This is a genomic window from Pseudomonas sp. MYb13 (genome assembly GCF_002980075.1).
Lineage (GTDB): Bacteria > Pseudomonadota > Gammaproteobacteria > Pseudomonadales > Pseudomonadaceae > Aquipseudomonas > Aquipseudomonas lurida.
In genome coordinates this window covers 44,933-58,602 of sequence record NZ_PCQI01000022.1, presented here as the reverse complement: position 1 = coordinate 58,602, position 13,670 = coordinate 44,933, and the positions used below count along the sequence as shown (strand labels likewise).

The following is a 13,670-nucleotide window of genomic DNA, read 5'->3' as shown; positions in this document are numbered from 1 at the left end:
TGAGCGGCGCGTTGAGGATTCTAACAAAAAGCCAGCTGCCAGCGGAAAGATTGCTTCAATCTTGCCGTTTACAGCTTGAAGCGTGCGGCGGCTTTCAGTGTCCTCCGGCGCAGGTCGGCGAGGCCGGGGCTGCGTCGATTTTCGCCCACTCTTCAGGCGTGTAGGTATGCAGCGCCAGCGCATGAAACTCGCTCATCAGGTCACCCAGGGTGGCGTAGACCTTCTGGTGGCGCTTGACGCGGTTGAGCCCCTCGAACTGCGGGCTGACCAGCACGGCCTTGAAATGGGTCTGCAACCCACGGCTGTGCATATGGCTTTCGTCCAGCACGCTCAAGTGGTCGCTGCCCAGGGCGGCAAGTGCCGTTTCGATACGCTGTTGCATGGTCATTCCTGCTTACTTCTTCTTGGCCGGTGCGGCGGCTTTTAGCGTCAGCTCGTTGGTCATGTCTTCCAACAGCTTGTTCACCACCGGCACGGCGCTTTCCAGCTTGGCCTGGGTCATCTGGGCCGATTGCTGGGTCAGTTGCGGCATTTTTTCCAGCACTTTCTTGCCCAATGGCGACTGGTAGAAAGCAACCAGGTCCTTGAGTTCGGACTCGCTGAAATTGCTGGTGTAGAGCTTGACCATGTCAGGCTTGAGTTTTGGCCAGCCGATGGCCTGGTCCAGGGCGGCGTTGGCCTTGGCCTGGTAGCTGTCCAGTACGGACTGCTTGGCGGCAGGCGCCTTGGTCTGCTCGAAACGCTGGGCGAACATTTGCTGCACTTGCATGTACACCGGGGTACCCAGCTTGTCGGCATGGGCCAGGGTAAGGAAGGCTTCGGCACTGGCGTTGTGGCTGGCGGTATCGGCAAAGACTTGGCCGCTGGCGCAAACCAGAGCAACCGCGGTACAGATGGCACGAAGACGAGTCATCGAGTTTCCTTTTCTAGCAGGCGAGGTAAGACCCCAAGGGCGCCCATTCTGCGCCTAAAAAACGCCATGGCTCAACCCCACCCCTTGTCGGGCCTGGATTTGCGGCACTCAATCCGATGAAAAGTCTTTTAGGGGAACCCCCAGGGCCCATCACAGCCTAAACTGCGCAAACGAACCTGAAGGAGTGTGCCCGATGAGCCGTATCGAAACCGACAGCCTGGGAGAAGTCCACGTCCCGGATGACGCTTACTGGGGCGCGCAGACCCAACGCTCGCTGGTGAATTTTGCCATTGGCGAGCAACGCATGCCCCTGGCGGTACTGCACGCCCTGGCCTTGGTCAAGAAGGCTGCGGCACGGGTCAACGACCGCAATGGCGACCTGCCCGCCGACATCGCCCGCCTGATCGAGCAGGCCGCCGACGAAGTATTGGCCGGTCAACATGATGACCAGTTCCCCCTGGTGGTCTGGCAGACCGGCAGTGGCACCCAGAGCAACATGAACGCCAACGAAGTGATCGCCGGCCGCGCCAACGAGCTGGCGGGCAACCCGCGCGGCGGCAAGAGCCCGGTGCACCCCAACGATCATGTCAACCGTTCCCAGAGTTCCAATGACTGCTTCCCCACGGCCATGAGCATCGCCGCCGTGCAGGCCGTGCATCAACAGCTGCTCCCCGCGATTGCAACCCTCTCCGGCGGGCTGGCGGAGCAGGCGGCCAAGCATATGAAGCTGGTGAAAACCGGGCGCACCCACATGATGGATGCCACGCCGATCACCTTTGGCCAGGAACTCTCGGCCTTTATCGCCCAACTCGATTACGCTGAACGCGCCGTACGCGCAGCCCTGCCCGCCGTGTGCGAGCTGGCCCAGGGCGGCACCGCCGTAGGTACCGGGCTCAACGCGCCCCACGGATTTGGCGAAGCGATTGCTGCCGAACTGGCGGCGCTGTCGGGCTTGCCGTTCGTCACCGCACCGAACAAATTCGCCGCCCTCTCCGGCCACGAGCCGCTGGTGACGCTGCACGGCGCGCTGAAAACCCTGGCCGTGGCCTTGATGAAAATCGCCAACGACCTGCGCCTGCTCGGCTCCGGTCCGCGCGCCGGCTTGGCGGAAGTAAAGTTACCAGCCAACGAACCGGGCAGTTCGATCATGCCGGGCAAGGTCAACCCCACCCAGTGCGAAGCCCTGTCGATGCTGGCCTGCCAGGTCCTGGGCAATGACGTGACCATCGGTATTGCCGCCAGCCAGGGGCACTTGCAGTTGAACGTGTACAAGCCGGTGATCATCCACAACCTGCTGGAATCGATCCGCCTGCTCGCCGACGGCTGCAACAACTTCCAGGAACACTGCGTGGCCGGCCTTGAACCCGACGCCCAGCAGATGGCCGCGCATCTGGAGCGGGGGTTGATGCTGGTGACGGCACTCAATCCGCACATCGGCTACGACAAGTCCGCAGAGATCGCCAAGAAGGCCTACGCGCAAGGGTTGACCCTGCGGGAGGCGGCGCTTGACCTGGGGTACCTCACCGAGGCGGAATTCGACCAGTGGGTACGCCCGGAAGACATGCTGGGCGCCTAGGGCGCCATGCGTAACCGCCGGGCCTTCAGCCCGGCGAGCAACGACGGCGCCAGCGCCACGGTCGCCGAGCCCAGCACCACCACCAACGCCCCGGCATACCCCAGGGCGTTGATCTCTTCGGCCTGCACATACGCCGGCCATAGCCACGCCGCCAAAGCCACCGCCACAAAAGTCACCAGAGGCGTGAGCGACAGCGTCGCACTGACCCGCGAGGCTTCCCAGTGGGCGAGCGCTTCGGCAAAGGCGCCGTAGGCCACCAGCGTATTCATGCAGCACGCCAGCAACAGCCAGCCTTGCAGCGGGCTCAGGTCCAGTGCTTCCAGGGGATGTGCCCAGGGCGTAAGCAGCGCGGCGCACGACAGGTAGATCACCATCATCACTTGCAGCGAATTCCACACCGTCAGCAATTGCTTCTGGCCTAGCGCGTAGAACACCCAAATAGTGGTGGCGAGCAGGATGGTCAGCACGCCTGCGGTGTAGGCGCCGAGCGAGGTGAGCATTTCGTCCAGGCGCTGGTTGAAGAACAGGCCAAACCCGATGATCAATACCACCAGGCCCAAGCCCTGGCCCAGGCTGAAGCGCTCCTTGAACACGAACACACTGGCGATCATCAAGAAGATCGGCCCCATCTGCACCACCAACTGCGCAGTGCCGGGGCTGAGCATTTTCAGGCCCACCAGGTACAACACGTAATTGCCCACCAGGCCGCACACCGCCATCCCCACCAGCCACCCACCCTTGGGGCCCAGCACTTTGCGGCTGGGCAAGCGCCTGGTGAGCGCCAAGTAGATGAACAGGCAACCGCCGGCCACCGTCAGGCGAAACCAGGTGACGGTGATCGGGTCCATCACCTGCAGCACCTGCTTGAGTTTGATCGGCAGAATACCCCAGAGAAACGCGGTCAGCAGGGTCAGGAGAAAGCCGTAGACCCAGCGGCCGGAAGAGATGTGCATGAGTGCCCCAGAAGCCAGAGGAAGTGGAACCGGCATTCTAGGGGCAAGCGAATGGATTGGGCTATGACGCGGTTCAAATGTGGGAGCGGGCTTGCTCGCGAATGCGGCGTGTCAGTATCGGATGTGCTGACTGATACACCGTATTCGCGAGCAAGCCCGCTCCCACACTTTCTGATCCGGTTTCTTCAGTGAGATTTACCGCACAGCTTCGAAAAGCCCCGTGGCGCCCATGCCGCCGCCCACGCACATGGTGACGATGCCATAGCGCAGATTGCGCCGCTGCAACTCACGCACCAGGTGCCCCACCTGCCTCGAACCGGTCATGCCAAAGGGATGCCCAATGGAGATCGAACCGCCGTTGACGTTGTATTTGGCATTGTCGATTTCCAAGCGATTGCGCGCATACAGGCACTGGGAGGCGAACGCCTCGTTGAGCTCCCACAGGTCAATGTCTGCCACCTGCAAGCCCTTGGCCTTGAGCAGCTTGGGCACCGAAAATACCGGGCCAATGCCCATCTCGTCGGGCTCGCAGCCGGCCACGGTAAACCCGCGGAAAAACGCCTTGGGCTTGAGGCCCAGTGCCAGGGCTTTTTCCAGGCTCATCACCAGGGTCATCGAGGCACCGTCGGAGAGCTGTGAGGAGTTACCTGCCGTCACCGAACCGTGTTCGGCGAACACGGGTTTCAAGCCTTGCAGACTGGCCAGGGTGGTGTCCGGGCGATTGCAGTCATCACGGTCGACCACGCCTTCGAGCACCTGCACCTCACCCGTGTGCTTGTCCTCGACCTTGTACGTGACGCTCATCGGCACGATTTCATCGTTGAACAAACCGTCGGCCTGGGCCTGGGCGGTGCGCTGCTGGCTTTGCAGGGCATACAGGTCCTGCTCTTGGCGGCTGACGTTGTAGCGACGCGCAACGATCTCGGCGGTCTGGCCCATGGGGAAGTAGATGCCCGGCACCTGCTCTCTGAGCAACGGGTTGATCAGGTTGTCGGTGTTGACGCTTTTGAGGGTCAGGCTGATGGATTCGACGCCGCCGGCGACGATGATGTCGCTGCACCCCGAGGCAATCTGGTTGGCGGCGATGGCAATCGCCTGCAAGCCCGAAGAGCAGAAACGGTTGAGGGTCATACCCGCGGTGCCAGTGCCCAATTGGGAGAGCACCGCCACGTTGCGGCCGATGTTGTAGCCCTGGGCACCTTCGTTGGAGCCGGCGCCGACGATGCAATCTTCCACCGTGGCCGGGTCAATGCCATTGCGGGTGAGCAGCGCATTGACGCAATGAGCGGCCATGTCATCCGGACGGGTCTGGTTGAACTTGCCGCGAAAGGATTTGGCCAGGCCGGTTCGCACGCTGTCGACGATCACTACTTCACGCATGGGCTACCTCGATCTTGTGGTTGTTGGATCGAGCATAGATCCAGCCCTGCGCAACCGCGACGATCATTCACCCGGCGTATACAAAAGCATGGCCAGCGTGCTCTGCCTGCGGTGAGCAGGCTTGCTCACCAGAACAAGCCAGGCGCTATTTCTTTTTCTTTTTGTCGTGCTTGTCGGACTTGGCGAACGCCTCTTCCAGCGCCAGGTTGATGGTGCGCAACACCTTGACCCGCGCCCAGCGCTTGTCGTTGGCTTCCACCAGGGTCCAGGGTGCGACTTCGGTGCTGGTGCGGTCGACCATATCGCCCACGGCAGCCCGGTAGTCGTCCCATTTTTCGCGGTTGCGCCAGTCGTCTTCGGTGATCTTGAAGCGCTTGAACGGAATCTCTTCGCGGGCCTGGAAGCGTTCCAACTGGGTCTGTTTGTCGATGGCCAGCCAGAACTTGACCACGATCACGCCCGCGTCGCGCAGTTGCTCTTCGAAGTCATTGATCTCGCCATAGGCACGCATCCAGTCCGCCGTGGTGCAGAAGCCCTCGATGCGCTCCACCAGCACGCGGCCATACCAGGAGCGATCAAACACGGTGAATTTGCCGCGCGCCGGGATTTTCTGCCAGAAGCGCCAGAGGTAAGGCTGCGCACGCTCGTCTTCGGTGGGCGCCGCGATCGGCACGATATGGTACTGACGCGGGTCAAGGGCCGCAGCCAACCGCCGGATAGCACCGCCTTTGCCCGCCGCATCGTTGCCTTCAAATACCGTCACCAGGGCGTGCTTGCGCATGCGTTTGTCGCGCATCAAGCCGGAAAACCGCGCCTGCTCGGTGATCAGTTGTTCTTCGTAATCGTCCTTGTCCAGGCGCAGCGTCATGTCGAGGCTGTTGAGCAGGCTCATCTGGTCGACCGCAGAGGGCAACGGCGCCGGGTTCATGCCACTGGCCTTGCCCTTGCGCAGTTCCAGGGCATTTTGCAGGCCTTCGAGCAGGATCTTGCCCACGGTGAGGCTGCGATAGTTGCTGTCGACGCCCTCGATCACATGCCACGGTGCGTAGTCACGGCTGGTGCGCCGCAGCACGCGTTCGCCAAAGTGCACGAACTTGTCGTAGGTCTGGGACTGCTGCCAGTCCAGCGGGCTGATGCGCCAGCTATGCAGCGGGTCATCGGCCAATGCCTTGAGCCGCGCTTTCATCTGCTTCTTGGACAGGTGGAACCAGAACTTGAAGATCAGTGCGCCTTCGTCGCAAAGCATTTTTTCCAGGCGTTCGGCGCCAGCGATGGCCTGGTCCAGACGGGCGTCCTTGATCTGCCCATGCACGCGGCCTTGCAGCATCTGGCTGTACCAGTTACCGAAAAAGATGCCCATGCGCCCTTTGGCCGGCAGTTGGCGCCAGTAGCGCCAGGCCGGTGGTCGCGCCAGTTCTTCGTCGGTCTGCTGGTCGAAGGTGCGCACTTCGATCAGGCGCGGGTCCATCCATTCATTCAGCAGCTTGACGGTCTCGCCCTTGCCGGCGCCTTCGATGCCGTTGATGAGGATGATCACCGGGAAGCGCTTTTGCTGTTGCAGTTCGTACTGCACTTCCAGCAGGGCTTCACGCAGGGCGGGCACTTCGGCTTCGAAGGTGTCTTTGTCGATGGCGTGACCGATTTCGGCGGATTCGAACATGGGCAGCTCCGTTTCAAGATGGATCAAGACTAGCGGATTGGGCAACGCCGTGCGGGAGGAAATTCCACCGCCGCTTGCCATGGGTCAATTCAAAGCCTGTTGATCGGCTAGAATGGCGGCCTTGTCTTTACCGAGCCGCCCATGAACCCCGTAATCCACGCCCAGCTCGACTGGGATGACCAAGGTCGCCCGCATTCGCGGGTGTTCGACGATGTGTACTTTTCCGACCAGTCGGGCCTTGAAGAAACCCGCTATGTGTTCCTGGAACAGAACCGTTTGCAGGAACGCTTTGCCGCCCTGCCGGTGGGCGGCAGGCTGGTGATTGGCGAGACCGGCTTCGGCACTGGCTTGAATTTTCTCTGCGCCTGGCAGCTCTTCGAGCAACACGCGGTGGCCGGTGCGCGGCTGCATTTTGTCAGTGTGGAAAAGTACCCGCTGAGCCATGCCGACCTGCAACGCGCCCTCGCCCTCTGGCCCGAACTGGCGCCCTTCGCCGAGCAACTGCTGGCGCAGTACATCGCCATCCACCAAGGCTTCCAACGCCTGGTGCTGGACAACGGCCGCGTGACGCTGACCCTGTTGATCGGCGACGCCCTCGACCAATTACCGCAACTGGACGCGCAGGTCGATGCGTGGTTTCTCGACGGCTTCGCCCCGGCGAAAAACCCCGACATGTGGACCGCCGAGCTGTTCGCCCAACTGGCACGCCTGGCGGCACCCGGCTCGACCATCAGTACCTTTACCAGCACCGGCTGGGTACGCCGGCTGATCAACGCCGCCGGGTTCAAGATGAAACGTACCCCGGGCATCGGCCACAAATGGGAGATCCTGCGTGGCGAGTTTCTCGGTTGGCCGGTCGAAACGCCGCCACCGGCCCAAGGCAAACCGTGGTTCGCCCGCCCAGCGCCCCTGCAGGGTGAGCGCAGCGCGCTGGTGATCGGCGGCGGCCTCGCCGGCTGCGCCACGGCGGCCAGCCTCGCGGCACGCGGCTGGAACGTCAAACTGCTGGAGCGCCATGGCGCCCTGGCCCAGGAAGCCTCGGGCAACCCGCAGGGCGTGCTGTACCTCAAGCTGTCCGCTCATGGCACGGCGCTTTCCCAGCTGATTCTCAGCGGCTTCGGCCACACTCGGCGCCTGCTGGAGCACCTGCACCGGGGCGTCGACTGGGACGGTTGCGGCGTGCTGCAACTGGCGTTCAATGCCAAGGAGGCCGAACGTCAGGCGCAGTTGGCCGAAGCGTTCGCGCCAGGCCTGCTGCACCCGTTGGATACCGCTCAGGCCCAGGCGCGCGCGGGCGTGGCATTGGCCCATGGCGGGCTGTTTTACCCCGAGGGCGGCTGGGTGCATCCGCCAGCCCTGTGCGAATGGCAGGCGCGGCACCCATTGATCGAGGTCCTGCCCCATCACGAAGCCCTTGAGTTGCGACGCGTTGACGGTCAATGGCAAGCCCTGGCCGGCGATCACCTGCTGGCCAGCGCCCGTGTAGTGGTGCTGGCCGGTGCCGCCGAGGTCAAGCGCTTTGCGTTCAGTGCCGACCTGCCGCTCAAGCGTATCCGCGGGCAAATCACCCGGTTGGCGCAAACCCCGGCCAGCCAGGCGCTGGCTACCGTGGTGTGTGCCGAGGGCTACGTTGCCCCGGCGCGCCTGGGAGAGCACACCCTGGGCGCCAGCTTCGACTTCAAGAACGATGACCTCACGCCTACCGCCACCGAACATGCCGGCAACCTGGACATGCTGCGGGAAATCTCCGCCGACCTAGCCCTGCGCCTGGGTGCCGACACATTGGCCCCCGGAGACCTCGAAGGCCGCGCGGCATTCCGCTGCACCAGCCCCGACTACCTGCCGATTGTCGGGCCGCTGGCCGAGCGTGATGCGTTCGACGAGGCCTATGCGATTCTGCGCAAGGACGCCCGCCACGTGCCAACGGCCCCCTGCCCCTGGCTCGATGGCGTCTACATCAACAGCGGCCATGGCTCACGGGGCCTGGTGACCGCGCCGCTGTGTGCCGAACTGCTGGCAGCCTGGCTGGAAGCCGAACCCTTGCCCTTGCCCAGCAGCGTGGCCGAGGCTTGCCACCCCAATCGCTTTGCCGTGCGCGCGCTGATTCGCAGCAACGCCGGCAAGCCCTAGACCAGGCTGTATCACGGGATCACACAGGGTGACAGATCTCCGAGCTTCAGCGCCTCCTTGGTCAGGCGCTCGGATTCGCCCTTATGCGCCGCTTGCTGCTCGCGCAGGATCTGGTTCATCTGGTCAAGGTAGTCGACGTCGTTCAGCGCGGTGCTTTTTTCAAAGACAGCCTGCAGGCGTTGGTCAAAGGGCTCGTTCAACGCCTCGAACGATCGGCTGAATGTGAGTTTCAAGTGACTGTCCCATAACGGCAGCTCCACCAGGTAGTTCAAGAGCTTGGGTGAGCGCTCCGCCGCCCGGAGTTGTTCTTCGGCACTGTTCAGCGCTTCCAGCGTGACGCCTCCCAGGCGCGCAAAACGCATATGCCGGGGCTGACCCGGCAAATGAAACTTGCTGGCCAGCCCTGTCCGGTACGCCAGGCTGACTTCCAGCGGATCGGCCTCCGGGTGCTGCTGACTGTGCGTGCGGGCGTAGCTGTCCAACTGGTCCAGACGAAACAGGCCCTTGGCCAACTTCAGCAGTGGCTTGGCGGTCAGCTTGCCACCTTCGACCCCTTTGGCAGCCTCTTGGATCTCCACCAGCACCTCAAGGTTGCTGAAATTCAGTGCCGCACTGTCATCGCAATTGAGGGGAGTGGCCGCCCGGTCAAAGATCTCATGGCGTAGCTGCGTGTCATGCCCGGCGGCCTCCAGCACCCGCCAGACACGCCGCTCCAGGTCCTCACGCACCAGTTGAGCATCGCCAGTGCCGCCCAGTTCGGCCAATAACCCGAACAGGCTCTCGGACTCTGGCTCATGCTTGAGCCCTGTCCAAACGGTCTCCTTTTGCGAGTACCGCGCAACCCCGCTATCGGCCAACCATAGTTCCCGGGCCTTCTGCTCGTTGAGGCGAGCGATGTCATCTTCCAGGAAGCCCATGCCTACGCCGGTCCGGCTCCGGTAGTCGGCCAGTGTCTTTCGGCTGGCTTCATCCAGCGGGTTGTGCCGCAGGTTGATGGCTTCAGCCACCGGACGTGGCGCGGTGGACAACCAGCCGGGCAAGGCCAGGATATCGTTGTCGCGCAGGTCGAGGTACTGCAGGTAGGGCAGGCGCGACACCCCACCGGGAAACGCGCGCAGACGACAATGACGCACCATCAGCTCACGCAACTCGAACAGGTGACCGATGGCAGGCGGGTCGGTCAACGGGTTGTTGCTCAGGCTCAATACCTGCAGGCCTCGCAGGTCAGCCAGCTTGGCGCGGGTGTGTTCGGTGAGTTGCAGGTGGTTGTCGTTGAGGTACAGGCGTTTGAGCGCGGGCATCTGTGACAGTACCTCCGGCAGGCGTGTCACCTCGTTACTGCGCAGTTCCAAAGCCTCAAGCTGCTTGAAGTGCTTGAGAAAATAGGCCACGTCATCGTCGAGCCCCATTCTGTTCAACGACAACTGCCGGACATGGGCAAAGTTGACCTGCGCCGGTAATGTGGGCAGTCGACCCACGACCAGGCCATCGAGTACCAGGCTTGGGACCTTTACCCCGTCGGCATCGGGCAACAGCAGCATCTGTTTCCAGCCCTCCTCGATGGCCTGCATCGCCTGGTGACGGCCCAAGCGGTAATCTGCCTGGGGCTGAGGGAGACCGCCGAAGGACGTCTTGTCACTGCGCCACACCTTGAGCGCCCGATGCAGGGCCTCGAACTGTCGCTCCAACGCCTCCACGGACTGGGCGCGCGTCAGGTGATCGGAGCCTTGCCGGTCCAGGAACGTCGCCACCTGGCGCTCGTCAAAACCGGGATACAGCCGGTGGACCTTGCGCACCAGCGCCGCCGGGTGCCGCGTCGAGCGCACCATGGCCTGGACGCACGGCACCGGCGCCGGCTCAGGGAGTGCACGTTCGGGCCACAGATAGCGTGACAGCACGTGGCGTTCTTCCTCGGCGCACGCCTGGATCGCGTCGCGTAACCGACTGGCGTGCTCTGCCCCCGATAGGTTCAGTGCTGCCAATTGCGCAGGCGACAAAGTGGCGAGCAGCGCCTGGTAAAACCCTTCTGGGCCTGACGCCTTTTCGCCCAGTGGCGCACCTTTATCGTCGAACGCCTGGACCCCATCGCCGGTCTCGACCAGTGTGCGCCGCCACCGTGCATGCTGGCTGCCAGAGGTGCCGATCAGGTTGCCGATCACACTGTCCCGGCGTACCTGCACTTGCATATCCCGCGGCCACCCGGCGACTTTCGCCAGCAGGTTGACGGCCAGCCGTCGCGAGGGGGCGGCCGCCAGCTCCGGCAGGTACAGGCCGATCAACGCCTGATCTTCTTCCTGCATGACCAACGCTTCGCGTACCCGTTGTGCGAGCGGCAGCGGCACGCGTCGGGTGCTGCGCAGTTGCCGGCGATGCACGGTTGACGTCTTGGACAGTAATTCCCAGGCGATGCGATTGGGCAAGTGCGGGAAATGCGCCTTGAGCAACCCGTGGTCTGAATGGGTAATGTCATCCGCTGCTTCGTACAGCTGCTGGAACACCTCTCGGTGGGTACGCTTGAGCGAGGCCAGCAACTGGCGCGCCAGCACCGCGCCCTGCTCATCGGGTGGTACCGAGCTCCCCAGCAGGGTGTAGGTCTCGTCCGGCGGCAGGACGTCGAGCAGGGTCGCCATGACTTCGCCGTCTTTGAGCGCCTGTTCAGTGATGTGGATGCTCAAGTGTCCAGGGTCGAACGGTACGGTGCCCGGGTAACGTTCGAGCAGCGCCCCTTGGCTGTCCAGTACCTCGAAAAACCGTCCCTGCGGCCATCCCGGCATCAGCGGCAACGCCAGCAACTGGACGCGCGCTGTGCTTGCATCCGGCCGTGGCTGATGTTCCAGCTGCCACGTCAGATCGCGGACTTGCTGGTTCAGGGCGAAACGCGCCACGCAGTCGTTGAAGCGCTCCGGCAGCGGCCTGTTTTGCAGGGCCAGGGCATGCAGCCGGGAGGGGCGCATGTCGACAATGCTCGACACGTGTTTCAATTGCTCGGGGGCCAGCGCGGCCAGGCGCGGGTTGAGCCGAGTGAGGATGTAGGACGGGCTGCCCCACTCCTGGGTGTGTTCGAACGCAAACCGCCAGCCGCCCTGGCGGTTGTGCAGCAGGCGTGGACAATAGGCCGTGGAACGCGTCGGATGAAGGACGTGCCAGTAACCCGACCGCTCATCGTAGGCCACCGAATACACCACCCCCTTGATCCTGACATATGAATGACCGCCGGCCTGGTAGATCCCACGGCTATTGGCAACCGTCAGGGCGTCGACATCCAGCGTCCGGCCGTATGGCTTCAGCCGCCGACGCCACAAGCGAGGCGCCGCATCAGGCATCTGCACGGCTTCGACCGCCTCGAAGAACTCCGCGGGATTGGACTTGTAGGCCCTGAACACCTTGCCCGCCACCTTCACACCGTCCGCGAACAGGGCCATGGCCGCCAGGTTTTCGGCCACATTGACCAAATGTTCGAGGCCCTCGGCCTGGTCGCTATGGGTCCATTCATCCACCCCCTCGAAGACCTCGGCGAGCATCTCGCCGACGGCGACGCCGATCATCAATTGCCCAAGCACCGGCACCACCAGGCCGGCGATGTTCAACATATTCAGGCCCGCCTCCAGATAGCCTTGTAGGCGTTTCTGGCGCACCTCGTCATCCACTTGCGCCGTCGGTACGGCCAATGCAACGGCGTCCAGTTGGATCTTGCGGGTCAGGGCGCCGAAGAAGAACTGCTCCAGGCTGGCGTCCACCACCACGGGCTCGACGCGTTCCAGTGTCCTGTGTTTGTCAAAACGTTGGAAAAAACCGAACCGCTCGGCCTCATCCAGGTAGCGAGTGAAAAAGGTGCGATAGGCCGGCACCTGAAGCTTGAGCGTCAGTTAGGCGGTCAGATCGCCTAGCGTGGGGTATTCATACCACGGGCGCCCGGGCTCGCCTGGCATGTACACCAGCAAGGGCCCATCAGCAAAGCCGTGCGTGGAGACATGGCCGAACACCAGCACGCTCCACAGGCATGCCCCGTGCACATTCATCCCTTGCCAGGCCAGCGGCTTTTCATGGAACACCACATGCTGCAGGTTTCGGGCGGGCAAGCGGGCATTGAGCAGGAGGGCTTGCAACGCGGTATGGCCGGACTCACTGATATCCCCCTTGCCATGGGCGATCTGCAAGTCGATGTGCATGTCCTTGATCTTGCACTGGCCGACCTCGCCGACCACCGGATTGTAGGCCCGTTCAGCGCCGCCCTCGTCGTCACTCGCCGTGAGGTTAAACACCTCACGCAGGTGCCGTTGATAAGCCTCGCCCAGGTCCAGTTCGCGGCAGTACCGCGCAAAGGCTCCAGCGCTCAGCGTTGACACGTCCTGGCCTGCCTCACCCGTTCGAATCACCGCGCCTGCGGGCAGCCCCCCCGCCTCGGCCTGGTCCAGGGTGAAATTCTGCATGGCCGCCTGCAGCAGGTTGTGCTTGTCCAAGGACATCGTCCGCAGCCGTAAGCCGCTGCCGACGGTCAACCCGGCGAACTGCCGCTTGGGCAACTCCAGCCAGTCACGTTCGACGTCCAGGTCAGCATGCCCCTTCGCCGCCAGGAGTGCGTTGAGTCGCCCGGCACAAAATGACCTGAGGGGTGTTACACGGCGCAACAGGCTCGCGGCCCGCTCGCGGGGTTGAAGGCTGCTGGCATGCGCCGCTTCGAGCGCCTGACGCGTTTGAGCAGTGGCACTGACCAGCCATGGGGGCAGCGTGTGCTGCAGCACCTTGGCCTTGTCCAGGTCGCCGGTGATTTCCAGCAGTGCAGCGGTTATTTGCGCCTGAGTGACAGGCGCAGCGGCCTGGCTTACAGCCGGGTTTAGGGTCATCGGCAACAGTCCTTATTGCGTTGGATAATGACCCGGACAATAACGCCCACGCCGGCGATGAAGGGTTCAAATAGGCGGTCGATAACACGGCGCATCCCCCCACTTTTTGCATCCTTTATTGACCTATCTACCGACCGTAGACGGGCGCCCCCGTCGCACGCGACGTGGCTTGCGGCCACTCAAGGCCCTTTGCCTTATAACGTATTGTTCTAAA

General features: G+C 63.0%; 9 protein-coding genes. 2 read left to right on the top strand and 7 right to left on the bottom strand.

The window, feature by feature from the left end:
* Positions 1 to 94 precede the first annotated feature (94 nt).
* Together CQ002_RS25990 and CQ002_RS25985 are read right to left on the bottom strand one after the other, a co-directional pair.
* The gene (locus CQ002_RS25990; protein ID WP_034107759.1) at positions 95 to 388 is read right to left on the bottom strand and encodes a BolA family transcriptional regulator; all 294 of its coding nucleotides are present in this window, start codon (positions 386 to 388) and stop codon (positions 95 to 97) included.
* 6 nt (positions 389 to 394) lie between these two features.
* Positions 395 to 913, bottom strand: a complete 519-nt coding sequence (locus tag CQ002_RS25985) for a DUF2059 domain-containing protein (RefSeq protein ID WP_105162618.1) — start codon at positions 911 to 913, stop codon at positions 395 to 397.
* A 193-nt stretch (positions 914 to 1,106) separates the two neighbouring features.
* Between CQ002_RS25985 and CQ002_RS25980 the strand changes: the two genes are divergently transcribed.
* Positions 1,107 to 2,489, top strand: coding sequence for a class II fumarate hydratase (locus tag CQ002_RS25980; protein WP_034107761.1), 1,383 nt, complete (start codon positions 1,107 to 1,109; stop codon positions 2,487 to 2,489).
* On the opposite strand, the gene CQ002_RS25975 is transcribed toward CQ002_RS25980, so the two are convergent.
* From CQ002_RS25975 to pap, 3 genes are all read right to left on the bottom strand, one after another.
* The gene (locus CQ002_RS25975) at positions 2,486 to 3,442 is read right to left on the bottom strand and encodes a DMT family transporter (RefSeq protein ID WP_034107764.1); all 957 of its coding nucleotides are present in this window, start codon (positions 3,440 to 3,442) and stop codon (positions 2,486 to 2,488) included. The genes CQ002_RS25980 and CQ002_RS25975 overlap by 4 nt on opposite strands.
* 195 nt (positions 3,443 to 3,637) lie before the next feature.
* Entirely contained in the window at positions 3,638 to 4,822 is a 1,185-nt protein-coding gene (locus CQ002_RS25970; RefSeq protein ID WP_105162619.1) for a thiolase family protein, read from the bottom strand.
* Positions 4,823 to 4,967: 145 nt separating this feature from the next.
* On the bottom strand, positions 4,968 to 6,482 hold the full coding sequence (pap, locus tag CQ002_RS25965) for a polyphosphate:AMP phosphotransferase (RefSeq protein WP_098467141.1): 1,515 nt from the start codon (positions 6,480 to 6,482) through the stop codon (positions 4,968 to 4,970).
* 141 nt (positions 6,483 to 6,623) lie between these two features.
* Here pap and mnmC point away from each other — a divergent pair, with 141 nt between their 5' ends.
* A complete protein-coding gene (gene mnmC, locus CQ002_RS25960) occupies positions 6,624 to 8,612 on the top strand; it encodes a bifunctional tRNA (5-methylaminomethyl-2-thiouridine)(34)-methyltransferase MnmD/FAD-dependent 5-carboxymethylaminomethyl-2-thiouridine(34) oxidoreductase MnmC (RefSeq protein WP_105162620.1) in 1,989 nt (662 codons plus the stop codon).
* An 11-nt stretch (positions 8,613 to 8,623) separates the two neighbouring features.
* Here the strand turns inward: mnmC and CQ002_RS25955 are convergent, their stop codons facing one another.
* A complete protein-coding gene (locus CQ002_RS25955; protein WP_234010343.1) occupies positions 8,624 to 12,460 on the bottom strand; it encodes an NEL-type E3 ubiquitin ligase domain-containing protein in 3,837 nt (1,278 codons plus the stop codon).
* An 18-nt stretch (positions 12,461 to 12,478) separates the two neighbouring features.
* The gene (locus CQ002_RS28675) at positions 12,479 to 13,456 is read right to left on the bottom strand and encodes a dermonecrotic toxin domain-containing protein (RefSeq protein WP_234010344.1); all 978 of its coding nucleotides are present in this window, start codon (positions 13,454 to 13,456) and stop codon (positions 12,479 to 12,481) included.
* Between the last annotated feature and the right edge of the window lie 214 nt (positions 13,457 to 13,670).